The sequence below is a fragment of the Geodermatophilus sp. SYSU D00684 genome (assembly GCF_054050455.1).
The window spans coordinates 69,798-92,731 of record NZ_JBJGZI010000017.1 but is presented as its reverse complement, the minus strand read 5'-3'; the positions used below and the strand labels follow the sequence as shown (position 1 = coordinate 92,731).

Genomic DNA, 22,934 nt, shown 5'->3' with positions numbered 1-22,934 from the left:
GACAGGCGGCGCTGCTGACGAGAGCGAGGTCGACGTGCAGACGCGCGACGAGGAGGCTGCCGCGGTCCGTCACGCCCCCCATGGTCGCACACGTCCGGCCCCGGCCGGTGTGACCCGAGGGGGGCGTCCTCAGGGGGCGTCCTCAGGGGGCGTCGTCGCCGAACGAGCGCCAGGCGCTCTCGACGGCGGCGAGCTCGGCCGCGTACCCGGGCAGCTTCCCCGCGACGACGTCGGCGAGGGTGACCTCCTCCAGCACCCGCCGGTAGGCGGCGCGGGCGGCGACCCACACGCTGGCCAGCTCCTCGGCGGCGCCGGGGTAGCTGACGTCCTCGGGCCGCTGCCCGTGCACCTCGGCGAGGAAGCCCTGCTCCACCCGCATGACCCGGGCGATGGAGATCTCCGACGGCGGCAGCGCCAGCCGGTACCCGCCCTCGCGGCCCCGCTGGCTGGTGACCAGCCGGGCGTGCTGGAGGTCGCCGAGGATCCCCTGCAGGAAGCGCGCGGGGAGGCCCTGGTTGGTGGCGATCCGGTCGCAGGTCAGCGCGCCCGGCGCCGCCGCGGCCAGCTCGAGGGCCGCGCGGACGGCGTAGTCGACCCGGGCGGTGATGCGCACGGTGCTCCCTCCTGCGGGCCGCCTGCCGGGTCCCGCGGGCCCATCCTGCCCGGTCTGCCAGGGTGACGGCGTGTACCGGCTGCGCTTCACCACGGTCGTGACGGCGCCGCTGACCGTCGCCTTCGACGTCGCCCGGGCCCTCGGCCGCCCCTGGCCGTTCCCCCTGGAGGAGGTCGAGTCGGTCCGCCCGGTGCGCGACCTGTACGCCGCCGGGCCGGGGCGGGGGTGGCGCAGCCTCACCCACGAGCGCCGGTTCACCGCCACCGGTGCCGGCACCGTCGTCGACGAGCAGGTCGACTGGGACACCGGCCTGCCCGGGGCGCTCGGCGGCCTGGTCGACCAGACGGTGCTGCGCCGGCGGGTGCTGCGGGCGATGCGCCGGCACCTGGACGGCTACGCCGCCGCGGCCGCGGTGCGCGCCCTCGACGTCGTCCAGGTGGTGGGCGCGGCGGTCGTCCGCGGGGACCGGGTGCTGGTCGCCCAGCGCGGGTCGGGGCCGCTCGCGGGACTGTGGGAGTTCCCCGGCGGCAAGGTGGAGCCGGGGGAGGACGACGTCGCGGCGCTGGTCCGCGAGTGCGCCGAGGAGATGGGCGTCGTCGTCGCGCCCCAGGCGTTCCTGGGCGAGGTGCCGCTGGACGGCCGGGTGGCGGGCGGGGCGCCCGGCGCCTCGACGCTGCGGGTCTGGTGGGCCCGGCTGGCCTCGGGCGAGCCGGTCGCGCACGAGCACCGCGAGCTGCGCTGGGTGGACGCCGCCGACCTCGACGGCCTGGACTGGATCGCCGCCGACCGCCCCCTGCTGCCCGCGGTCCGGGACCTGCTCGGCCGCCTCTGAACGCACCAGGGGCGCCGTCCCGTGCGGAACGGCGCCCCTGGTGCGGTCGTCCGGGCTCAGCCCTTGAAGACGTCCTTGACCTTCTCGCCGGCCTGCTTGAGGTTGCCGGCGGCCTTGTCGTTGGCGCCCTCGGCCTGCAGGTCGCGGTCGCCCGTGGCCTCGCCGACGCGCTCCTTGCCCTCGCCCGCCAGCTCCTGGGCCTTGTTCTGCAGCTTGTCGATGCCGCTCACGGTGGCCTCCTCCCTCTCGGATGGCCGTGGAGTACCCGGGAGTAGGGTGAGCACACCCGGTTCGCCTGTATGGCGGAAGTCCTCCGGGGTGAGCGACTGCGGACCGTAAGCCCTGCGGTCCGCGCCCTCGTCGACCGCTGCTGTTGCAGCGGTGTGACAGGAGTCGTGAGCCTCGGTCACAAATCGGTTGCGGACGTGGACGGTCCTCGTCGGGGGTGCCTAGGGTCGCCCACGGCGTTCCGGCTCCGTTCCGCGGTGTTCACCCGCAGGACGCCGGCGCTCGGCCAGTGCGCCCGGGTGCGCAGTGTCCCGGTACGCAGAGACCAGTCCGTTCCCCCCGCTCGCGCGGGACGAGGGAGGCATCACACGTGAAGTTGAGCAAGCGCCGGTCGGCGCTCGTCGCCGTCGGCCTGTCCGGCGCCCTCCTGCTGTCCGCCTGTGGCGGCGGCAGCGACGAGAGCGGCTCCGGCGACAGCGGCAGCGGCGCCGCCAGCGGCGGCACCTTCAGCGTCTACATCGGTGAGCCGGAGAACCCGCTGGTGCCGGGCAACACCACCGAGTCCGAGGGTGACCAGGTCGTCAACGCGCTGTGGACCGGCCTCGTGAAGTACGCCGAGGACGGCTCCGTCGAGTACTCGGGTGTCGCGGAGTCGATCGAGTCGGACGACAACACCACCTGGACCGTCACGCTCAAGGACGGCTGGACCTTCCACGACGGGAGCCCGGTCGACGCCGAGTCCTTCGTCAACGCGTGGAACTACACCGCCTACAGCCCGAACGCCCAGGGCGCCGCGTCCTACCTGTCGCGGATCGCGGGCTACGCCGACCTGCAGGCGCCGACCGACGACGCCGGCAACGTGACCGGTGAGCCGGCCGCCCAGCAGATGAGCGGCCTGCAGGTCGTCGACGACCGCACCTTCACGGTGACGCTGTCCTCGCCGTTCTCGAACTTCCCGGCGGTCGTGGGCTACAACTCCTTCTACCCGCTGCCGCAGGCGTTCTTCGACGACCCCGAGGGCTTCGGCACCCGCCCGATCGGCAACGGCCCGTTCCAGGCGGAGGAGGACTTCGTCCCCGGTCAGGGTGTCTCGCTGACCCGCTACGAGGACTACGCCGGCGACGACGCGGCGAAGGCCGACGGCGTCGACTTCGTCGTCTACGCCGACGTCAACACCGCCTACACCGACGTGCAGGCCGGCAACCTCGACATCGTCGACGTCATCCCGCCGGACGTCATCGAGTCGGCCCGGTCCGAGTTCGGCGACCGGTTCATCGAGACCGAGTCCTCGCAGATCACCTACATCGGGTTCCCGACCTACGACGAGCGCTTCGCCGACCCGCGGGTCCGCCAGGCGTTCTCCATGGCCGTCGACCGGGAGGCGATCTCCGAGGCGATCTTCCAGGGCACCCGCGCCCCGGCCGACTCGTTCATCCCGCCGGTCGTCGACGGCTACCGCGAGGGCAGCTGCACCTACTGCACCCTCGACGCCGACCGGGCCAACCAGCTGCTCGACGAGGCCGGCTTCGACCGCAGCCAGCCCGTCGACCTGTGGTTCAACGCCGGCGCCGGTCACGACGCGTGGATGGAGGCCGTGGGCAACCAGCTGCGCGAGAACCTCGGCGTCGAGTACGTCCTCCAGGGCAACCTCGACTTCGCCGAGTACCTGCCGCTGGGCGAGTCGAAGGGCTGGACCGGTCCGTTCCGCTACGGCTGGAGCTTCGACTACCCGGCCCCGGACAGCTACCTGACGCCGCTGTTCACGACCTCGTCGCTCGCCCCGGCCGGCTCGAACTACTCCTTCTGGACCAACCCCGAGGTCGAGAGCCTGATCACCCAGGGTGACCAGGCCGAGAGCCCGGAGGCCGGCGTGGAGGACTACCAGGCGGCGGAGGACATCATCGCCGAGGAGATGCCGATGGCGCCGATGTTCTTCACGGAGATCCAGTCCGTGACCTCCGAGAACGTCTCCGACGTCCGTCTGGACCTGTTCCAGCGGATCGTCCTCTCCGAGGTCACCGTCAACAACGCCTGACCCGACCCCGCAGGACCCGCACCACCCGCCGGGGGCGCCCGTCCGACCAGGACGGTCGCCCCCGGCGGCGCGTGTGCGGCCCTGCGGGCACGATGGACACCGGCGCCGCCGTGAACCCGGCGGCGCACACACCCCGAGGGGGACCATGGGCCGCTACGTCGCGCGCCGCCTGCTGCTCACCATCCCGGTTCTGCTGGGCGCCTCGTTCCTGATCTTCGCGATGGTCTACGCCCTGCCGGGCGACCCCATCCGCGCACTGGGTGGTGACCGTCCGCTCTCGCCCGCCGTGGTCGCCGAGCTGCGTGAGCGGTTCAACCTCAACGACCCCCTGTACATCCAGTACTGGGAGTACCTGAAGAGCCTGTTCCAGGGCGACCTGGGCACCGACTTCCGCGGCCGGCCGGTGTTCGACACCATCGAGCGCGCGCTGCCGGTGACGATCAAGCTCGCCCTCACCGCGGTCGTCTTCGAGATCCTCATCGGCCTGGTCGCCGGCGTGCTCGCCGGCATCCGGCGCAACAGCTTCTTCGACAACCTGGTGCTGGTCTCGACGACGCTGATCGTCTCGATCCCGATCCTGGTGCTGGCCTTCTTCGCCCAGCTCCTCTTCGGCCTCAAGCTCGGCTGGTTCCCCATCGCCGGGACCAACGAGGGGCTCTACAGCTACCTGCTGCCCGGCCTGGTCCTCGCGTCCGGGTCGCTGGCCTACGTGGCCCGGCTGACCCGCACCAGCCTGGCGGAGAACCTGCGCGCCGACTACGTGCGCACGGCGCGGGCCAAGGGCCTGCCCAAGCGGACGGTCATCGTCCGGCACACGCTGCGCAACAGCCTGATCCCGGTCGTCACGTTCATCGGCGCCGACATCGGCACGCTGCTGGGCGGGGCGATCGTCACCGAGACGGTGTTCAACCTGCCCGGCATCGGCCGGGAGGTGTTCAACGCCATCCGCTCCCAGGAGGGCGCGGTCGTCGTCGGCATCGTCACCCTGATGGTGTTCTTCTTCATCTTCTTCAACCTGGTCGTGGACGTGCTCTACGCCGTCCTCGACCCGAGGATCCGCTATGACTGACCAGCAGCAGCTCGACCTGCGCAAGGACGAGGTGGAGGCCGGCACCACGACCGGCCTCGCCAGCCCGTCGGTCGACGTCACCAAGGAGCGGCAGAACAGCCTCTGGAGCGACGCCTGGGGCGAGCTGCGGCGCAACCCGCTGTTCTGGATCGGCGCCGTCCTCGGGGTGTTCTTCCTCCTGATGGCGCTGTTCCCGCAGGTGTTCGCGCGCGGGGCCGACCCGCGCTCCTGCGACCTGTCCAACTCCCGGGCGCGGCCCTCGGCGCAGCACTGGTTCGGCTTCGACACCCAGGGCTGCGACTACCTGGCCAACGTGGTCTACGGCGCCCGCAACTCGCTGATCATCGGCGTGATCGCCGTGCTGGTCATCCTGCTGCTCGGCGTCGTCGTCGGGGCGATCGCCGGCTACTACGGCGGGCTGACCGACGGGATCCTCGCGCGGATCGCGGACATCTTCTACGCGCTGCCGCTCATCCTCGGCGCGCTGGTGCTGCTGCGGGTCGGCCCCTCGACCGACATCCCGGTCATCAACAGCCGGGGGCCCGGCGCGGTGGCCATCGCGCTGGCGCTGTTCGGCTGGATGACGGCGATGCGGCTGGTCCGCTCCCAGGTCATCGCGGTCAAGAGCTCCGACTACGTGGCCGCCGCCCGCGCGATGGGGGCGTCCAGCCGGCGCATCCTGCTGCGGCACATCCTGCCCAACGCCGTCGCCCCGGTGCTCGTCTACGCGACGATCACCATCGGCGTGATCATCGCCGCGGAGGCGACGCTGACCTACCTCGGCGTGGGTCTGCAGCGGCCGGCGATCTCCTGGGGCCTGCAGATCGAGGCGGGGCAGGACTCCATCCGCACCGCACCGCACCTGGTGCTGTTCCCCAGCCTGATCCTGACCATGACCGTGATGGCGTTCGTGATGATGGGTGACGCCCTGCGCGACGCCCTCGACCCGAGGCAGCGCGCATGACCAACCTCGACCTGACCAAGCCGACCGCGGAGCTCGCCGGGCAGGGCACGCCCCTGCTCGAGGTCGACGACCTGCACGTGGAGTTCCGCACCCGCTCGGGCACGGTGCACGCCGTCAACGGCGTGAGCTACAGCCTGGCGGCGGGGGAGACCCTGGCCATCCTCGGCGAGTCCGGCTCCGGCAAGTCCGTGTCGGCCCAGGCGATCATGGGGATCCTCGAGACCCCGCCCGCGGTCATCACCGGCGGCGGCATCTGGTTCCAGGGCAAGAACATGCTGGAGATGTCCGCCGAGGACCAGCGGAAGATCCGCGGCCCGGGCATCTCGATGATCTTCCAGGACGCCCTGTCGTCGCTGAACCCCGTGTACAGCGTGGGCTTCCAGATCGGCGAGATGTTCCGGGCGCACCGCGGGATGAGCAGGAAGGAGGCCCGCAAGCGGGCCGTCGAGCTCATGGACCGGGTGCGGATCCCGGCCGCGGCCCGCCGCGTCGACGACTACCCGCACCAGTTCTCCGGCGGCATGCGCCAGCGCGTGATGATCGCGATGGCGATCGCCCTGGACCCGCGGATCCTCATCGCCGACGAGCCGACCACCGCCCTCGACGTCACCGTGCAGGCGCAGGTCATGGACCTGCTCAAGGACCTGCAGGACGAGACGGGGATGGGGCTGATCCTCATCACCCACGACCTCGGTGTCGTCAACGAGGTCGCCGACAACGTCGCGGTCATGTACGCCGGCGAGATCGTCGAGCGGGGTACCGTCGACGACGTCTTCACCCGCCCCTCGCACCCCTACACCGAGGGGCTGATGGGCTCGGTGCCGCAGGTCGAGGCGAAGGGCGGGCGGCTGCAGCCGATCGCCGGCCAGCCCCCGAACCTCGCGCGCATCCCCAGCGGCTGCCCGTTCCACCCGCGGTGCCCGCACCGCCGGCTCGGCGACGCGGCCGCGCCGGGACGGGAGTGCGCCACCGACGTCCCGCCGCTGCGGCTGGTCGTGCCCGGACGCGAGGCGGCGTGCCACTACAGCGAGGAGGTCCTCGGTGTCGCTGCCGAGTGAGTCCGGCGCCACCGCGGCGTCGTCCCTGTCGAAGTCGTCGCCGTCCACCGGGGCGGTGCCGGGCGACCCGACGCTGGCGAAGCCGATGCCGTCGGGTGCCCGGGGCGCGACGGGGGAGCCGCTGCTCGAGATCCGCGGGCTGCAGAAGCACTTCCCGCTGACGCAGGGCGTCGTCTTCAAGCGCACGATCGGGCACGTCCGCGCGGTCGACGGCGTGGACCTGACCCTGCGCCGCGGCGAGACCGTGGGCCTGGTCGGCGAGTCCGGCTGCGGCAAGTCGACGGTGTCCAAGCTGATCGTGGCGCTGGAGCGGCCGACCGCCGGGTCGATCCTCTACAAGGGCAAGGACGTCGCCCGCATGGGCGGCCGCGCGCTGAAGGACTACCGGCGCGAGGTCCAGATCATCTTCCAGGATCCCTACGCGTCGCTGAACCCGCGGATGACCGTCGGCGACATCGTCGCCGAGGGCTGGGCCGTGCACGACGACGTCGCCCCGCGGAAGGGCCGGCTCAAGCGCACGCAGGAGCTGCTCGACCGCGTCGGCCTCAACCCTGACTACGTCAACCGCTACCCGCACCAGTTCTCCGGCGGCCAGCGGCAGCGCATCGGCATCGCCCGGGCGCTGGCGCTGCAGCCGGAGGTCATCGTCTGCGACGAGCCGGTGTCCGCGCTCGACGTCTCGGTGCAGGCTCAGGTGGTCAACCTGCTCGAGGACCTGCAGGACGAGTTCGGCCTGTCCTACCTGTTCATCGCGCACGACCTGTCGGTGGTGCGGCACATCTCCGACCGCGTCGCGGTGATGTACCTGGGCAGCATCGTGGAGGAGGGCACCGACGAGCAGGTCTACGCCTCGCCGTCGCACCCCTACACCCAGGCGCTGCTGTCCTCGGTGCCCCTGCACGAGCCGCACCTGCGCGGGCAGAAGGACCGGATCCTGCTGCAGGGCGACGTCCCCAGCCCGGCCGACCCGCCCTCGGGCTGCCGCTTCCGCACCCGCTGCTGGAAGGCGCAGGACATCTGCGCGCAGGAGGCCCCGGCGCTGGTCGACCGCGGCCAGGGCCACCCCTCGGCGTGCCACTTCGCCGAGGCCCGGATGGTCGTCCCGGTCGACGTCGAGTAGCACCTCCCGCCCCGCGCCGTCGTCGTCAGGAGGTCCCGACCTGCGGCAGCACGCGCTCCCGGACCAGCTCGAGCCGGCGCACCGGGTCGGTCAGCGGCCAGAGCAGCACCCGCTGCACGCCGGCCGCCGCGAACCCGCGGAGCCGGTCCGCGCAGACCTCCGCCGGCCCGATCGGCAGCTGCCGCAGCGCGTCGGGGGACCGCCCGAGCAGCGGGGCCAGGACGCCGGTGCGCACCCGCTCGCCCTCGCCGGCGTCCTCGACGACGTGGACCCACGTCGTCGCCAGGGCGTGGGGCAGCGGGACGGCGCGGGCGGCCGTGAGCTCCCGGAGGGTGCCGAGGGCCTCGCGGAACCGGTCGGGGGTGGTGTTGTAGGCCGAGGCGACCCAGCCGTCCCCGAGGCGGGCCACGCGGCGCAGCCCGGCCGCGCTGCCCCAGCCGGCCACCCACACGGGCAGCCGCGGGGCGGCGGGCTCCAGCCGCGGCCCGCCGGCGCCCGCGGGGTCGCCGCCCAGCAGGCCGCGGAGGGTGCGCAGGTCCTCGTCGAAGCGGCGCCAGCGGTCCTCGAACGGGAGGCCGGCCAGCGCGTGGTCCGCCGCCGAGGAGCCGGGGCCCACGCCGGCCACCAGGCGCCCGCCGGACAGCACGTCGAGCGACGCCAGCGTCTTCGCCGTCGCGGCGGCGCCGCGGACCCCCGGGAGGGCCACCGTGGTCGCCAGCGTCAGGTCCCCGGAGTCCCCGGCCACCGCGGCCAGGGCGGTCGGGCCGTCCAGCCAGGGGCGGGCGAAGACGAGGTGGTCGTTCGCGCACAGGGGCGCAGGTCCGTGCACCGGGCGGGCCGGTGGGAGACTGTGCGCCCGTGACCGCCGACCGCCGCCTCCTCCTGGTCCACGCCCACCCCGACGACGAGACGATCAACAACGGCGCCACGATGGCGCGCTACGTCGCCGAGGGGGCGCAGGTCACGCTGCTCACCTGCACGCTGGGGGAGGAGGGCGAGGTCCTCGTCCCCGAGCTGGCGCAGCTGGCCCCCGACCAGGCCGACCAGCTCGGCGGCTACCGGATCGGCGAGCTGGCCGCCGCGATGGCCGCCCTCGGCGTCACCGACAGCCGCTTCCTCGGCGGCGCCGGCCGCTACCGGGACTCCGGGATGATGGGGACGCCGGCCAACGACCACCCCCGCGCCTTCTGGAACGCCGACCTCGACGAGGCGGTGGGCCACGCGGTCGCCGTCGTGCGGGAGGTGCGGCCGCAGGTCGTGGTCACCTACGACGAGAACGGCGGCTACGGGCACCCCGACCACATCCAGGCCCACCGGGTCGCGATGGCCGCCGTCGAGCGCGCCGCCGACCCCGCCTGGCGCCCGGAGCTGGGCGGGGCGTGGGACGTCGCCAAGGTCTACTGGGCCTGTGTGCCGCGGTCGGTGCTGCGCGAGGGCGCCGAGGCCATGGCCGCGCTGGGGGAGGCCTCGCCGTTCGAGCAGCTCGGCGAGATCGACGACATCCCCTTCGCCGTCCCCGACGAGGTGGTGGCCGCCGCCGTGGACGGCCGCGCGTACGCCGCCCGCAAGGACGCCGCCATGCGGGCGCACGCCACCCAGATCACCGTCGACGGGCCGTTCTTCGCGCTGTCCAACAACTTCGGTCAGGAGGTGCTCGGCGTCGAGCACTACCGGCTGGTGCGCGGCGAGCGCGGCCCGGCGGGGGACGGGCCGCACGGCTGGGAGGACGACCTGTTCGCCGGTCTGGACGCGTGAGCCGGGTCCCCGGGCTGGTCCTCGCCGGGCTCGCGGCGGTGCTGGCCGCCGGGTGGCTGGCGCTGGTCGAGGTCTTCTGGCTGCCGCTGCGGGTGGCCGGCGTGCTGCTGCCCCTGTCGGTCCTGGCCGCCGTCGCGGGCAACTGGCTGCTGGTCACCGGCGCGCACCGGCTCACCGGCTCGCGCGTGGTGGCGCTGCTGCCGGCGGCCACCTGGCTGGTGGTCGCGGTCGGCGCCACGATGCCGCGGCCCGAGGGCGACCTGGTCGCCGTCGGCACCGGCGGGCTCGGCGCGGTCACCCTCGCGTTCCTCGGCCTCGGGGTGGTCGCCGCGGCGGTCGCCGTGGGCCGGGTGCTGGCGACGCCGCGGCGCCCGGCCGGCCCGCCGGCCTGAGGGTCGGCGCGCCGCCCGCCGGCAGGGGACCGCGCTGCGCACCGGTGTGCGGCACGCGTCCTCCCTGCCGGGTCGGCCGGGGACTCAGTCCGGCGCCCACCGGTAGTGGTAGCGGTGGTGCTCGACGTAGCCGGCCCGGCGGTACAGCCCCCGGGCCGCCGCGTTCGAGGCGGTGACCTGCAGGTACACCCAGCGCGCGCCGCGGTCCGCGCCCCACCGGGTCACCGCCGCCATCACCGCCGTCGCGAGGCCCCGGCGGCGGGCGTCCTCGGCGACGGTGACCGCGCCGACGCCCAGCCAGCCGTCGGTGACGACGCCGCGGGCCACCGCGACCGGCACCGCGCCCGGCTCCGGCCGCACGGCCGCGAACACGACGACGGGGGCGTTGCCGAGCACGGCCGGCGCGGTGGGCGGCAGGGCGTTCCCGAGGTGCCGGTAGGCGCCCAGCCAGCCGTCGTCGGGGTGGGGGAGAGCTCGACCGGCACCCCGTCGCCGGCGCCGGGGACCAGCGGGGCGGTGAGCACCAGGACGTCCTCGCCGCGCTCCCAGCCCGCGGCGGCGAACGCGGCGTCGGCCGGGCGGGCCTGCGCACCGGGCAGCGCCGCGCCGGGCCGCAGCCCGCGCGCGCGGTACCAGTCGGCCACCGCGCCGACCGTCTCCGGCAGCGGCCGGCCGGGGGCGCCGGTGACCAGCGCGGTGTTGGCCCGGCCGGTGAACCCGCCCCCGGCGCGCAGCAGCCAGTCGCCGAGCGGCTCCTCCTCGGTGCCGCGCCAGCCGCGCGCGGCCACCCGCTCGAGGTCGGCCACGCCGAGGGGCGAGCGGCTCCGTCCCATGACCCGATCCTGCGGGGCGCGCGCCCGCGTCCCTCCACCGGGGCGGGCGGGTCCACCCGTCGCGCCCGGCCCCGGGAGCCGGGGCCATACTGACGGGCGACACGCGCGGGTCCGGCGGGAGCCGGGGCCGCTGCCCGCACGTCCCCCAGGGAGGACCCTCCGTGACCTACGTGATCACCCAGGCCTGCGTCGACGTCCTGGACAAGGCGTGCATCGACGAGTGCCCGGTGGACTGCATCTACGAGGGCGACCGGATGCTCTACATCCACCCCGACGAGTGCGTCGACTGCGGCGCCTGCGAGCCGGTCTGCCCCGTCGAGGCCATCTACTACGAGGACGACGTCCCGGACAAGTGGAAGGACTTCTACAACGCCAACGTGGAGTTCTTCTCCGACCTCGGCAGCCCCGGCGGCGCGGCCAAGACCGGGAAGATCGGCAAGGACCACCCGCTGGTGGCGGCCCTCCCGCCGCAGGGCGAGGGGCACTGACGACCACCGCCCCGGGGACGGCGGCCGGCCGGCTGCCCGACTTCCCCTGGGACAGCCTCGAGGCCGCCCGGGCGCGCGCATCGCAGCACCCGGGCGGCCTCGTGGACCTGTCCATCGGGACGCCGGTCGACGAGACCCCCGAGGTGCTGCGCACGGCGCTGGCCGCGGCGGGGGACTCCCCGGGCTACCCGACGGCGCTCGGCACCCGTGAGCTGCGGGCCGCGGCGGCCGGCTGGCTGCACCGCCGGCTCGGCGTCACCCTGGCCGACCCGTTCGCCGCGGACCCGTCGGTGATCCCGACCGTGGGCTCCAAGGAGCTCGTCGCGCTGCTGCCCACGCTGCTGGGCCTGCGCGAGGGCACGGTGCTGATCCCCGAGGTCGCCTACCCGACCTACGAGGTCGGCGCGGTGCTGTCCGGGCTCGCCGTGCGCCGCACCGACACCCCGCCCGACGACCCCGCCGGCGTCGTCCTGGTGTGGCTGAACTCCCCGGGCAACCCGCACGGCCGGGTCCTGTCCGACGACGAGCTGCGCGCCTGGGTGGCGTGGGGCCGGGCGCACGGCGTGCCGGTCGTCGCCGACGAGTGCTACGCGACGCTCGGCTGGGACGTGCAGCCGCGCTCGCTGCTGCACCCCGCCGTCGCGGGGGAGGACCACACCGGCCTGCTGGCGGTGCACTCGCTGTCCAAGCAGTCGACGGCGGCCGGCTACCGCGCCGGGCTGCTCTCGGGCGACCCCGCGCTGGTCCGGCAGGTGTGGGAGGTGCGCCGCCACCTCGGGCTGCTGGTGCCCGGCCCCGTGCAGGCGGCCATGGCCGCGGCACTGGCCGACGACGCGCACGTCGACGCGCAGCGGGAGCGCTACCGCGCCCGCCGGGAGCGGCTGGCCGCGGCGGTGCGCGCGACCGGCGCGCGGATCGACCACTCCGAGGCGGGCCTGTACCTGTGGGTCACCCGCGACGAGGACTGCTGGACGACCGTCGACTGGCTGGCCGGGCTCGGCATCGTCCCCGCGCCCGGGTCGTTCTACGGCCCCGCCGGCGCGCGGCACGTGCGCATGGCGCTGACCGCCACCGACGAGCGGATCGACACCGCCGTGGAGCGCCTCGCGCGGTGAGCCCCCGGGGCGATCGCCCCGCGCGGACCCCCACGCGGATCCTCGGACAGAAGACCAGGAGGCCCCGCCCGGCTGCAGCCGGGCGGGGCCTCGTGGTCGTACTGCTACTGGCTCGTGATCACCGGAGGCCGATGTTCACGTAGTAGGTCTGGCCGTCGTCGAGGGTGACGCCGATCCGCCAGTAGTTGCCGCCGGTCCCGGACTTCCAGTTGTAGATGTACTGGCCCGCCGAGCTGTCGTAGCGGTAGGTCGTACCGCTGTCGGTCGCGGCGGTGTACGCCGACTCGTCCACCGGGGCGCTGGTGGTGCTGCCCTTGACCGGGGTCAGCCACGCAGAGCCACCGCCCTGGACCACCGTGCCGTCGGCCCGCTTGAGCTGGAACTTCACCGGCACGGTGCTGCCGGCCTTGAAGACGCTCGTCGAGGTGCCGACCTGGTGGGCCGTGTCGTTGATCGGCTGCAGGAACCCGTCGAACCGGTAGATCACCCGGAAGGTGCCGGTCGCCGTGCTCCGGTTGCCGACCTTGTCGGTCGCCGTCGCGGTGTAGGTGAAGGTGCCCACCCCGTTGGCGTTGCCGCCGGTGACGGTCACCGTGCAGGACGCCAGACCGGAGAAGCTGTCCCTCGCCGTGCAGGTCGGCGCCGGGACGTTGCCCAGGGTGTACGTGGCGCCGTTGACGTTGACGTCGGCCGTGGTGAGCGTCGGCTTCTCCTGGTCGATCCGGATCCCGTCCAGCGTGGCGGTCGCCGTGTTGCCGGCCTTGTCCGTGACCGTGCCGGTGGCGGTGTTGGCGCCGTTGGCGGTCAGGACGACCGGGTCGGGGCAGGTGGCCACGCCGGACAGCGCGTCCGAGCAGGTGAAGGTCACCGTGACCGGTCCGCTGTACCAGCCGGAGGCCGTCATGGCGCCGCTGGTGACCGCGGCGGTGATGGTCGGCGCGGTCTTGTCCAGCTTGACGGCCACCGAGTCGGTGCCGACGTTGCCCGCGACGTCCGCCGCCGTGCCGGTGACGACCTGGCCGGCCGTCTCGGTGGAGACGATGACCGGAGCGGTCAGCGTGCCGGCGTCGACGCCGGAGCCGGCGTCGTCGTCCGTCGCGGTGAAGGTGACGGTGACGTCGCTGTTGTTCCAGTCGTCCGCGTTGGGCCGGGGCGACAGGGAGTGCCGCACCGCAGGGGCGATGTTGTCCCACTGGAGCGCGACGGCGTTGGTCTCCTCCACGTTGCCGGCGTTGTCCACCGCGACGTAGGTCACGCTCGCGTTGCCGCTGCCGTCCAGCGGCACGCTCACCGTCGTGGTGGCGCCGGTGGCGACCTGCTCGGCCCCGCCGTTGACGCTGTAGCGGATCTCCCGGACGCCGGACAGGGCCGCCTGGTCGGTCGCGGTCAGCACCACGGTGGCGGTCGAGCCGGTGCACCAGCCGTTGGTCCGCGTGCACTGGTTGTCGGCGGAGCTCGTCGGCGCGGTGCCGTCGATGTTGATGCCGCCCACCGTCCGGCCGGCGCTCGTGTTGCCCGCGACGTCGGCGGCCGGGTCGCTCGTCACGCTCTGGCCGGCGCCGTCGCCCCTGATCACCGTGCTCGTCGGGCAGGACGCCACCCCGGACAGGTTGTCCGTGCAGGTGAAGTCGACGGTGACCTCGTCCTTGTACCACCCGGCCGCGTTCGGCCGGGTGGTGGGACCACCGGTGATGACCGGAGCGGTCCGGTCGATCCTGATGCCGCTGACCGAGGCTGGGGCGCTGACGTTGCCGGCCCTGTCCGTGACGGTGACCGGACCGGCGCCCAGGTCGCGGCCCTCACCGGTGATCGTGCTGGCCGCCGGCCGGCTGCCCAGGTCGATGCCGGAGAGCGCGTCGTCGCCGACCCACGTCACCCTGACGTCGCCCTTGTACCAGCCGGCGGCGTTCGGGTCGGCCGGGACGCCGACGAGCGTGGGCGGGGTCGTGTCGATGTTGACCGGGCCGTGGTCGGTGCTGTTCCGGTTGCCGGCCACGTCCACCGCGTCCCCGCGGACCATCTGGCCCGCACCCTCGTTGGTCAGCGTGGTGTCGCCGGCGCAGCCCGCGACACCGTCGATCCCCGAGTCGGCGTCGGTGCAGCTGAAGCCGACGTCGACGGCAGTGTTGTTCCAGCCGAACTCGTTCGCAGCCGGCGCCTGGGCGCCCTCGATGCTCGGTGCGACGGTGTCCACCCTCACCACGACGGTGTTGGTCGTCCCGCGGGCCTCCTCGTTGCCCGCCACGTCCACGCTCCAGTACGCGATCGTGTGCGTACCGGTCGACAGGTCGGCGGTGAACGGCTCGCCGTAGGTCTGCGGGTCGCCGCCGTCGATCGTGTAGTAGGTCGCCGCCACGCCCGAGCCGCCGTCGGTGGCGGTGAACGCCACCGGGATGCCGCTGGTGACGAACCAGCCGCTGTCCGGCGAGATCGGGTTGATCACCGTGGTCGCCGGCGCCGTCGTGTCGACCCGGAGGGTGAGCGGAGCGCCCGCGGTCTCGACGTTGCCGGCACCGTCCTCGCTCCAGAACGTGACGGTGTGCGTGCCCTCGCCGACCGAGAACGGGCCGCCGTAGGTCTGTCGAGCCTCGTCGTCGACCGTGTAGTACGTCGCCGCGACGCCGGACAGGTTGTCCGTGCCGGTCAGCGCGACCTCCACGTCGCCCCGGTACCAGCCGCTCTCGGGGAGGGCGGGAACGGCAGCCGCGGTGGTGGGCGCGTGACGGTCGATCTGGATGCCGTCGACCGTCCTGGTCACGGTGTTGCCGGCCTCGTCGGTGCAGCTGGCGGTGGAGGAGAGGTTGTCGCCCTCGCCGCCCACGACGGTGTCGGCGGGGTCGGTGGCGACGCCGGAGAGCGCATCGGTGCAGGTCCAGTGGACCGTCACGTCCCCGGTGTGCCAGCCGCTCGGGACCTCGGCGGTCAGGACGGGCTTCGTCCTGTCGACGTTGATCCCGGTGACCTCGGCCGACGCCGGGTTGCCGGCCGCGTCGGTGACCGTGGCGCCGGCGCTCTGGTCCGCGCCCTCACCGAGGACGTCGTCCGCCGGGACGCCCGAGACGCCCGAGAGCGCGTCGCTGGCGGTGTAGGTCACCGTGACGTCGTCGCGGTACCAACCGGCGGCGTTCTTGGCGCCGTTGACGGTCGCGGTGATGACCGGGGCGGTCCGGTCCACCCGGACGGTGGCCTGGTCGGTGGCGGTGTTGCCGGCGCCGTCCGTGGCGGTGCCGGTGATCACCTGGCCGGCCCGCGGGGTGTCGCCCGAGACGGTGGTGGCCGGCGAGCAGCTCACGACGTCGGAGCCGCCCTGGTCGGCGCAGGCGAAGGTGACCGTCACGTCCTGGTTGGTCCAGGCGCCGTCCTCGTAGGACAGCGGCGTGAAGGCGTGCGAGATGGTCGGCGCGGTCTGGTCGATCCTGACGTGCGCGGTCTGCGCCGCCTCGGCGTTCCCGGCCTCGTCCGTCGAGGAGAAGGTGACCGTGTGGTGGCCCTCGGTCGACAGGGTGAGGCTCGTGCCCGTCCGGGGGGCACCGCCGTCGACCGTGTAGGTGGTCGAGGCCACGCCCGAGAGGTTGTCCGTGGCGGACAGCGAGACCCGCACCTCACCGTTGACCCAGCTGTTCGACGTGCCGCTGATGCCGGTGGTCGGCGCGGTCCGGTCGATCCTCACGGCCGGGCTGGTGGCGGTGGTCGGGAGCCCGGCGCCGTTCTCGACGGTCACCGTGCTGGTCAGCCCGGTGCCCTCACCGGTGATGGTGGTGTCGACCGGCGCGGTCGGGATCCCCGACTCCGGGTCGGTGGCGGTCCAGTGGACGGTGACGTCGCCGCTGTACCAGCCGTTGCTGTTCGGCTGAGAGGTCGGAGTACCCGAGAGGGTCGGAGCCGTGGTGTCACCGGCGGGAGCGGTCGACGACGCGGTGGCGGTGTTGCCGGCCCGGTCGGTGGCCGTGCCGGTCACCGTGACGCCGGGCTGCACCGTCTTCGAGTTGCTGGTCGACCCGTCCGCGAGGCAGCTCGCGATCCCGGAGCCGCCGCTGGAGTCGGAGCAGGTGAAGGTGACGGTGGTGGTGCCGTCGGCATTCTTGGTCTGGTCGGCGGTGATGGCCGGCTTGGCCTTGTCCACGCGCACCGTGACCGAGCCGGCCGCGCCGGTGTTGCCGAGCCGGTCGGCCTGCGCCGGCGCTGTCCGGGTGACGATGCCGTTGGCGGTCACCGAGTCGGTCCTGAAGGGCTGCGCGGCGGCGACACCGGAGCCGGCGTCGGTGGCCGTCCAGTCCACGGTGACGTCGCTGTTGTTCCACCCCGCGGCGTTCGGGGCCGGGGTGAGGGCACCGGTGACGACCGGGCCGGTGTCGTCGACGGTGTAGGAGGCCTGCGTCGAGGTGCTCTGCCCCGTGCAGTTGTTGGCGTTGAACTTCTGCGAGGCGGTCACGGTGAAGGCCTGGACCCCGTCGCCGGCGGGCGCGGTGGTCGTGAAGGTCCAGTCGGACTTCGCCGTCGAGGACGTCTGGCGGGGCAGCGTGGCCGCACCCTTGACGTCGACGCACTCTGTGTCCGACGACGTGATGACCCGCAGGGTCAGCGCGGCGCCCTGCTTGGCGTAGAGGGTGCCGCCCACGCTGACGGTGCCCGAACCGCCGGAGAACACCGCGGACGTGACCGACGCCGCCTGTGCCGGCGCGGTGGTCAGGGTGACCAGGGCCGGGGTCAGGACCGTGGTCAGGGACAGCAGGCCGGCTGTGAACCGCCGCGTCCGGGACGTGCGGGCAGGCGTGCCCGACGGAGGTTGGGACATGGAGCTCCTCGGTGAAGTGCCCGCAGGGGGCAGGTCACCGCGGCGGTTTCGCTACTCGCTCCTCGGGGCCCAAGCGACCAGATACAGGCCCCGTATCACTGCATCGCGGTGTGTCACCGAGAAGTTACGAAGCCGATGTGAGGCCGCACAACGAGCCCCGCGTTGAGATGGCTCAACGCTCAACGGCTTTCAACCCTCAGGGTGATCCCCGCGCGCCAGCCGGATCGCCGACTCGCGGTCCGGCACCCGGAGCTTCCGGAGGATTGCCCGGATGTGGGTGCGCACGGTGACCGGCGCGACGAACGTCTTCCTCGCGATCTCGTCCGTGGAGAGCCCGGCGGCCATGAGGTCCAGCACCTCGGCCTCCCGCTCCGTGAGCTCGACGGGCTTCGGACGGCCGGGCAGCGCGAACCGGCGGCGCGGTCGCGAGCGGAACTCGGCGACCACCTTGGTCACCAGCCAGCGGGGCAGCACGGACTCGCCGGCGAGCACGCCCCGCAGCGCCGGGCCGAGGCGGGCGGGGTCCATCTCCTTGAGCAGGTAGCCGGAGGCCCCTGCTCTGAGGGCGGCGAACAGGTCCTCGTCGTCCGCCGACGCGGTGAGCATGACGACGGCGACGCCGGGGAGCGCACGGGTGATGTCCGCCGCGGCCACGATGCCGTTGCCCGGCATGTGGATGTCGAGCAGGCAGACGTCGGGCCGGTGCTCCTGCGCCGCCCGCAGCGCGGCGTCCCCGCTGTCGACCGAGGCGACCACCTCGATGCCCTGCTCGCCCAGGGCCTCGGCGACGGAGATCCGCGTCGGGGCGTGGTCGTCGGCGAGGACCACGCGCAGGGGTCCGCTCACGGCCATCTCACCCGCACGGTGGTGCCCTCACCCGGGGAGGACGTGATCTCGAGTTCCGCGCCGAGCTGGGCGGCCCGCTCCCGCATGCTGGTGAGGCCGAACCCGCCTGCACGCGTCCCGCGCGAGGTGCCGACGGTGAACCCGCGGCCGTCGTCGGTCACGGACAGGGCGAGTGGCTGCGCGGTCAACCCGACCTCGATGCGCTGCGCCGCGCCGTGCCGGACGGCGTTGCGCACGGCCTCGCCGACGATCCGCAGGACCACTTCACCCGCGGCGGGCGCGAGGCGCACTCCGGCGTCGAGGTCGGTGACGATCTTGACGTCGTAGCGCTCGGCCAGGTCGTCCAGCGCCTGCTGCAACGCGGCCGGGAACGGCATGTCGTGCGGCCGCGTCATCGCCCGCAGGGCCCGGCGCGCCTCGAACTGGGCCCGGGCCGCCGCCGCACCGATGCGCTCGGCGGTCCCCGGGTCGCCGGGCTCCGCGGCCAGTCGCTTCGACTGGGCGACGATGTAGGCGAGTTCCTGGCTCAGCCCGTCGTGGAGCTCCCGGGCGGTGCGCCGACGGTCCTCCAGCACGGCGGCGCGGGTGCGCAGCTCCCAGAAGGAGCGGATCTCCCGGGCCGCGCCGACGAGCAGGAAGACGTAGAGGCCCAGCCGCAGGACGTCCCCGGTGTAGACGTAGTCGGAGTACAGCGACGGGAAGAGCAGGTAGTGGACGCGGGCGACCGCCCCGAGGACGCAGCCGGCACCCAGCCACCGCAGGAGCTGGTCGCCCGAGGACCTGCCCTGGCCGGTGAAGGCGACGGCGGCGACGGCGTAGCAGAGCGCACCCAGGGCCTGGACCGCGAGCACCGCCGGGTGCGCCGACAGGACCGGACGGGTCGCATCGCCGAGGGGCTGTGACGGGTCGACGGTCGGCGGGAGCGTGTCACCGAGGACGACCCCGACGGCCGCGAGCGTCGCGAGGGCCGCGCCGACACCGGCGGACAGCAGCGCGGTGGACCGGCGCCCGAGGTGCACCGCGGGAGGGGTCAAGGCGGCCGCGAGGAGGAGCAGGGTCCCGCAGAACCGGATGACGAGACCGGTCCACCGGCTGAACTCCCCGCCCTGCGCCAGCGCCACCGCGTTCGGCACCGCGGTGAGCACCAGGTTGGCGCCGGCGACGGTGCACAGGGCGAGGACGAGGAGCAGTTCCCGCGCCTGGCGGTCGGTGCGGAACCGGCCGTAGAGCAGGTACGCGACGAGCAGGGCGATGAGCGCGTCGGCGGTCTCGAACGCCACGTGCAGCGCCGGGGCGCGGTAGGCGAACCCGAGGAACGGCACGACGACGACAGCGACCGTGGCGCCGCCGGCGACGACGGCGGTCCAGCCGGCCAGGGCGCCGTACCGTCGCGACAGCAGCCCTCCCCCCGTGGGCAGCACGTCGGACACGGTAGTTGCCCCGAACTCCTCCCCATGCGTCCGCCACGGCGGCCCCACCCTTAGGGGGTCCTCCAGGCCGGCCGTTCCTAGCGCCCCGCAAGCGGACAACGGTCGACCGCCAGGCGTTCGCAAGGGCGCCCCGACACGGTGGTCCCCGTCAGCCGGGCAGCCCGCCCGGCCCCGTCGCGGAGGCCCTGCCGTGTTCCTCGTGCTGTTCCTGCTGTTCCCCGTCGCCGTCCTCGTCGCGCTGGTCGCGCTCGAGGCACGCCTGCACCGCAACCGCAGCCTGGCCGGCTCCGCCGGGATGCCCGCGGCCTTCGACCGGCCCGAGCTGTACGGCAGGAGCCGCGCCCGGCTGAGCTGAGCTACCCGCAGTTGCGCTCGCGCTCGTCGGAGCCCAGCGCGGTGGTCAGCGCCTGGGCGAAGCCGTCCCAACGCTGGTAGGCCTCCGGGAAGCCCGAGCGCTGCACCCACTGCGCCGCGTCGGTCAGGCGCATGGTCTCCCAGCCGGGCACCCGCACGAGCCGGTCGTAGAACTGGCCGGCCGCGTAGACCGGGTCCTGCACCTGCGCCGGCGTGCCCCAGCCCTGCGAGGGCCGCTGCTGGAAGAGGCCGAGGGAGTCCCGGTCGCCGTAGTCGAGGTTGCGCAGCGTCGACTCCTGCATGGCCGTGGCCAGCGCGATGACCACGGCCCGCTCGGGCAGCCCGCGCTGCCGGGCGACGGCCGCGATCGCCTGGGCGTTGGCCCACTGCTCGGCGGACAGCGTCACCGACGTCGAGGGGACGGTGCAGATCCCGGTCGCCGCCGGCGCGGGCGGCTCGGACCGGTCGGCCTTCCACGCCAGGGCGAACACCACGACGATCCCGATCACGTAGGCGGGCCACCACGTGCGCAGGGCGGCCGGGCCGCCGCGGCGGCGGGTCCGGCCGGCCTGACGCCGGGCGGGGGTGCGCTTCGGGGCGGGCCGGCTGCCGGAGGGGCGCTTCGCGGCCGGGCGCCGGGTCCCTGGCGCCGGCCGGCGGGGCGGAGCCGTCCGTGCGCTGGTCATCGCCCCCGACTGTAGGTGGGCTCCCCGGCCGGACCCCGGACGTCGCGGTGCGGACGGGTGTCGTGGGACGGGCGTGATCGCTACCGTGACGGCCGCCTCACGCCGTCCTCCCGCCCCGCGCACCTCCTGGAGCCCGCATGCCCGACGTCCTGCTGCCCGGCGTCTCCGCCACCCGCGTGCCCACCGCGCGGCTCACCCAGAACGTGCTGCACCCCGAGGGCACCGACCCGGCCGGCCCCGGCGAGGCCGTGCTCCTCGTGCACGGCAACGTCAGCTCCGCGCTGTTCTGGCAGCAGACGCTGCTGGCGGTGCACGGCACCGGGCGGCACCGGGTGCTCGCCGTCGACCTGCGCGGCTACGGCGACACCGACCCGCTGCCCGTCGACGCGCGCCGCGGGGTCGGCGACTGGGCCGACGACCTCGGCGCGCTGCTGGACGCGCTGGGCCTGGACCGGGTGCACCTGGTCGGCTGGAGCATGGGCGCGGCCGTCGTCCTGCAGCACCTGCTCGACGCGCCGCGGCGGGTGGCCTCGGTGACCCTGGTCGCGCCGGTCTCGCCGTACGGCTTCGGCGGCACCACGGGTCCCGAGGGACGGCGGCTGGCCGACGACGGCGCGGGCTCCGGCGGGGGACTGGCCAACCCGGAGTTCGTGGCCGCACTCGCGGCCGGCGACACCTCCGACGCGACGCCGTCCGCACCGCGGTCGGTGCTGCGCGCCTTCTACGTGGCGCCGGGCTCCCTGCCGCTGGACCCGGCGCTGGGGGACGTCTTCGTCGCCGCGATGCTGTCCACCCGCACCGGCGAGGACCACTACCCGGGCGACGCCGTGCCGAGCGACGCCTGGCCGGGGACCGCCCCTGGGACGCGCGGGGTGCTCAACACCATGGCGCCCACGGTGTTCGACGTGTCCGGCGTCGTCGACCTGGCCGACAAGCCGCCGGTGCTGTGGATCCGCGGCGACGCCGACGCGATCGTCTCCGACACCTCGGTGTTCGACCTGGCGTACCTCGGCCAGCTCGGCGCGGTGCCGGGCTGGCCGGGCACGGAGGCCTGCCCGCCGCAGCCGACGGTCACCCAGACCCGCGCGGTGCTCGACCGCTACGCCGCGGCCGGCGGCGCCTACCGCGAGGTGGTCCTGCCCGGGGTCGGGCACTCGCCGCACGTCGAGCGGCCGCAGGAGTTCGTCGTCGCGCTGCTCGAGCACCTCGACGTCCCCGCCGAGGAGCCCGCCGGCCTCACCTGAGGCGCACCTCCGCGGACGTGCACCGGGCACGTCCGCGGGAGGCGTCCGCCCTCAGTCGTTGGCGTGCAGGGCGGCGTTGAGGGCGCCCCACTGGCCCGACCGCGGCAGCGCCTCCAGCGCACCGGAGACGCTGTTGCGGCGGAACAGCAGCCCGTCGCGGCCGGACAGCTCGCGGCCCTTGACCACCGACCCGTCGGGCAGGGTGATCCGCGAGCCGGCGGTGACGTAGCAGCCGGCCTCGACGACGCAGTCGTCGCCGAGGGAGATGCCGATGCCGGAGTTGGCGCCGAGCAGGCAACCGGTGCCGATCGAGACGACCTCCTTGCCGCCCCCGGACAGCGTCCCCATGATCGACGCGCTGCCGCCGATGTCGCTGTCGGCGCCGACGACGACGCCCGCGCTGATCCGGCCCTCGACCATCGAGGGGCCGAGCGTCCCGGCGTTGTAGTTGACGAAGCCCTCGTGCATGACCGTCGTCCCCTCGGCCAGGTGCGCGCCCAGCCGCACCCGGTCGGCGTCGGCGACCCGCACGCCGGAGGGGACCACGTAGTCGATCATCCGCGGGAACTTGTCCACCGACAGCACGGTCACGTGCCCGTGCGCCGCGCGCAGGGTCGCGCGGCGGGCGGGGGTCAGCTCGGTGGCCAGCACCGGGCCGGCGCTGGTCCAGGCCACGTTGGCCAGCAGGCCGAAGACGCCGTCCAGGTTGACGCCGTGCGGACGGACCAGGCGGTGGGAGAGCAGGTGCAGCCGCAGGTACACGTCGTGGGCGTCGACCGGCGGCGCGTCGAGGTCGGGGATCACGGTCCGGACGCCCACCACCTCCACGGCGCGGGCGTCGTCGGTGCGCACCAGCCCGGAGAACTCGTGCCCGAGCTCGCCCCCGAGCTCCAGGGTGCCGAGCTGGTGGGTCCCGGCCGGCCCGTCGCCGCCGCCGAGCGCGGGGGAGGGGTACCAGGTGTCCAGGACGGTGCCGGAGGCGGTGATGGTCGCGAGGCCGGCGGCGACGGCGGAGCGTGGAGCGGTCACGGTCCCGACGCTACCCAGCGACGCCGCACCGCCCGCCCGTAGGCTCGG

General features: G+C 74.2%; 20 protein-coding genes, 1 pseudogene and 1 riboswitch. Of the genes and pseudogenes, 12 read left to right on the top strand and 9 right to left on the bottom strand.

Annotated elements, in window-relative coordinates:
* Positions 1-142 precede the first annotated feature (142 nt).
* On the bottom strand, positions 143-613 hold the full coding sequence (locus ACI79L_RS14110; protein ID WP_456937398.1) for an RrF2 family transcriptional regulator: 471 nt from the start codon (positions 611-613) through the stop codon (positions 143-145).
* Positions 614-683: 70 nt separating this feature from the next.
* Between ACI79L_RS14110 and ACI79L_RS14105 the strand changes: the two genes are divergently transcribed.
* On the top strand, positions 684-1,445 hold the full coding sequence (locus ACI79L_RS14105) for a (deoxy)nucleoside triphosphate pyrophosphohydrolase (RefSeq protein WP_456937397.1): 762 nt from the start codon (positions 684-686) through the stop codon (positions 1,443-1,445).
* Between the two features lie 56 nt (positions 1,446-1,501).
* On the opposite strand, the gene ACI79L_RS14100 is transcribed toward ACI79L_RS14105, so the two are convergent.
* The gene (locus ACI79L_RS14100; protein ID WP_387986309.1) at positions 1,502-1,675 is read right to left on the bottom strand and encodes a CsbD family protein; all 174 of its coding nucleotides are present in this window, start codon (positions 1,673-1,675) and stop codon (positions 1,502-1,504) included.
* A 368-nt stretch (positions 1,676-2,043) separates the two neighbouring features.
* On the opposite strand from ACI79L_RS14100, the gene ACI79L_RS14095 reads away from it, so the two are divergent.
* The 5 genes from ACI79L_RS14095 (at position 2,044) to ACI79L_RS14075 (ending at position 7,919) form a co-directional block, all read left to right on the top strand.
* The gene (locus ACI79L_RS14095) at positions 2,044-3,708 is read left to right on the top strand and encodes a peptide ABC transporter substrate-binding protein (protein WP_456937396.1); all 1,665 of its coding nucleotides are present in this window, start codon (positions 2,044-2,046) and stop codon (positions 3,706-3,708) included.
* Between the two features lie 145 nt (positions 3,709-3,853).
* Positions 3,854-4,777, top strand: coding sequence for an ABC transporter permease (locus ACI79L_RS14090; protein WP_456937395.1), 924 nt, complete (start codon positions 3,854-3,856; stop codon positions 4,775-4,777).
* Entirely contained in the window at positions 4,770-5,741 is a 972-nt protein-coding gene (locus ACI79L_RS14085) for an ABC transporter permease (protein ID WP_456937394.1), read from the top strand. Before ACI79L_RS14090 ends, ACI79L_RS14085 begins: the two co-directional genes overlap by 8 nt.
* A complete protein-coding gene (locus tag ACI79L_RS14080) occupies positions 5,738-6,799 on the top strand; it encodes an ABC transporter ATP-binding protein (protein WP_456937393.1) in 1,062 nt (353 codons plus the stop codon). The genes ACI79L_RS14085 and ACI79L_RS14080 overlap by 4 nt, the downstream gene beginning before the upstream one ends.
* Positions 6,783-7,919, top strand: coding sequence for an ABC transporter ATP-binding protein (locus ACI79L_RS14075; RefSeq protein ID WP_456937392.1), 1,137 nt, complete (start codon positions 6,783-6,785; stop codon positions 7,917-7,919). The genes ACI79L_RS14080 and ACI79L_RS14075 overlap by 17 nt, the downstream gene beginning before the upstream one ends.
* A gap of 25 nt (positions 7,920-7,944) precedes the next feature.
* Here the strand turns inward: ACI79L_RS14075 and ACI79L_RS14070 are convergent, their stop codons facing one another.
* Positions 7,945-8,748, bottom strand: coding sequence for an LLM class flavin-dependent oxidoreductase (locus ACI79L_RS14070; protein WP_456937391.1), 804 nt, complete (start codon positions 8,746-8,748; stop codon positions 7,945-7,947).
* A gap of 29 nt (positions 8,749-8,777) precedes the next feature.
* Here ACI79L_RS14070 and mshB point away from each other — a divergent pair, with 29 nt between their 5' ends.
* Both mshB and ACI79L_RS14060 read left to right on the top strand, forming a co-directional pair.
* Positions 8,778-9,674 carry an N-acetyl-1-D-myo-inositol-2-amino-2-deoxy-alpha-D-glucopyranoside deacetylase gene (gene mshB / locus ACI79L_RS14065; protein WP_456937390.1) on the top strand — a complete coding sequence of 299 codons (897 nt, stop codon included), beginning with the start codon at positions 8,778-8,780 and terminating at the stop codon, positions 9,672-9,674.
* Positions 9,671-10,066 (top strand): hypothetical protein, encoded by a 396-nt coding sequence (locus tag ACI79L_RS14060; RefSeq protein ID WP_456937389.1) that lies wholly within the window; start codon positions 9,671-9,673, stop codon positions 10,064-10,066. Before mshB ends, ACI79L_RS14060 begins: the two co-directional genes overlap by 4 nt.
* 84 nt (positions 10,067-10,150) lie before the next feature.
* Here the strand turns inward: ACI79L_RS14060 and ACI79L_RS14055 are convergent.
* A pseudogene (locus ACI79L_RS14055) lies at positions 10,151-10,899 on the bottom strand (GNAT family N-acetyltransferase).
* A 161-nt stretch (positions 10,900-11,060) separates the two neighbouring features.
* On the opposite strand from ACI79L_RS14055, the gene fdxA reads away from it, so the two are divergent.
* Together fdxA and dapC are read left to right on the top strand one after the other, a co-directional pair.
* Positions 11,061-11,387 (top strand): ferredoxin, encoded by a 327-nt coding sequence (fdxA, locus tag ACI79L_RS14050; RefSeq protein WP_012947287.1) that lies wholly within the window; start codon positions 11,061-11,063, stop codon positions 11,385-11,387.
* Positions 11,384-12,502 (top strand): succinyldiaminopimelate transaminase, encoded by a 1,119-nt coding sequence (gene dapC, locus ACI79L_RS14045; RefSeq protein ID WP_456937426.1) that lies wholly within the window; start codon positions 11,384-11,386, stop codon positions 12,500-12,502. The genes fdxA and dapC overlap by 4 nt, the downstream gene beginning before the upstream one ends.
* Before the next feature lie 118 nt (positions 12,503-12,620).
* Here dapC and ACI79L_RS14040 read toward each other — a convergent pair whose 3' ends face one another.
* The 3 genes from ACI79L_RS14040 to ACI79L_RS14030 all read right to left on the bottom strand — a co-directional run bounded on the left by ACI79L_RS14040 (position 12,621) and on the right by ACI79L_RS14030 (position 19,564).
* The gene (locus ACI79L_RS14040) at positions 12,621-17,297 is read right to left on the bottom strand and encodes an OmpL47-type beta-barrel domain-containing protein (RefSeq protein ID WP_456937388.1); all 4,677 of its coding nucleotides are present in this window, start codon (positions 17,295-17,297) and stop codon (positions 12,621-12,623) included.
* Positions 17,298-17,328: 31 nt separating this feature from the next.
* Positions 17,329-17,412, bottom strand: a riboswitch (cyclic di-GMP riboswitch).
* Between the two features lie 74 nt (positions 17,413-17,486).
* On the bottom strand, positions 17,487-18,143 hold the full coding sequence (locus ACI79L_RS14035; RefSeq protein WP_456937387.1) for a response regulator: 657 nt from the start codon (positions 18,141-18,143) through the stop codon (positions 17,487-17,489).
* Complete coding sequence (locus ACI79L_RS14030; protein WP_456937386.1) at positions 18,140-19,564, bottom strand: sensor histidine kinase; 1,425 nt, start codon at positions 19,562-19,564, stop codon at positions 18,140-18,142. The genes ACI79L_RS14035 and ACI79L_RS14030 overlap by 4 nt, the downstream gene beginning before the upstream one ends.
* A 199-nt stretch (positions 19,565-19,763) precedes the next feature.
* On the opposite strand from ACI79L_RS14030, the gene ACI79L_RS14025 reads away from it, so the two are divergent.
* Complete coding sequence (locus tag ACI79L_RS14025; RefSeq protein WP_456937385.1) at positions 19,764-19,928, top strand: hypothetical protein; 165 nt, start codon at positions 19,764-19,766, stop codon at positions 19,926-19,928.
* A gap of 1 nt (position 19,929) precedes the next feature.
* Here ACI79L_RS14025 and ACI79L_RS14020 read toward each other — a convergent pair whose 3' ends face one another.
* On the bottom strand, positions 19,930-20,613 hold the full coding sequence (locus ACI79L_RS14020) for a hypothetical protein (RefSeq protein ID WP_456937384.1): 684 nt from the start codon (positions 20,611-20,613) through the stop codon (positions 19,930-19,932).
* A 137-nt stretch (positions 20,614-20,750) separates the two neighbouring features.
* On the opposite strand from ACI79L_RS14020, the gene ACI79L_RS14015 reads away from it, so the two are divergent.
* A complete protein-coding gene (locus ACI79L_RS14015) occupies positions 20,751-21,857 on the top strand; it encodes an alpha/beta fold hydrolase (RefSeq protein ID WP_456937383.1) in 1,107 nt (368 codons plus the stop codon).
* A gap of 51 nt (positions 21,858-21,908) precedes the next feature.
* On the opposite strand, the gene dapD is transcribed toward ACI79L_RS14015, so the two are convergent.
* A complete protein-coding gene (dapD, locus tag ACI79L_RS14010) occupies positions 21,909-22,886 on the bottom strand; it encodes a 2,3,4,5-tetrahydropyridine-2,6-dicarboxylate N-succinyltransferase (protein WP_456937382.1) in 978 nt (325 codons plus the stop codon).
* Positions 22,887-22,934: the final 48 nt, after the last annotated feature.

Bases quoted from the DNA above. Each gene is read 5' to 3' on its own strand.
- ACI79L_RS14090 (WP_456937395.1), top strand. From the start codon at position 3,854: ATGGGCCGCTACGTCGCGCGCCGCCTGCTGCTCACCATCCCGGTTCTG.
- ACI79L_RS14085 (WP_456937394.1), top strand. From the start codon at position 4,770: ATGACTGACCAGCAGCAGCTCGACCTGCGCAAGGACGAGGTGGAGGCC.
- ACI79L_RS14080 (WP_456937393.1), top strand. From the start codon at position 5,738: ATGACCAACCTCGACCTGACCAAGCCGACCGCGGAGCTCGCCGGGCAG.
- ACI79L_RS14040 (WP_456937388.1), bottom strand. From the start codon at position 17,297: ATGTCCCAACCTCCGTCGGGCACGCCTGCCCGCACGTCCCGGACGCGG.
- ACI79L_RS14020 (WP_456937384.1), bottom strand. From the start codon at position 20,613: ATGACCAGCGCACGGACGGCTCCGCCCCGCCGGCCGGCGCCAGGGACC.
- ACI79L_RS14015 (WP_456937383.1), top strand. From the start codon at position 20,751: ATGCCCGACGTCCTGCTGCCCGGCGTCTCCGCCACCCGCGTGCCCACC.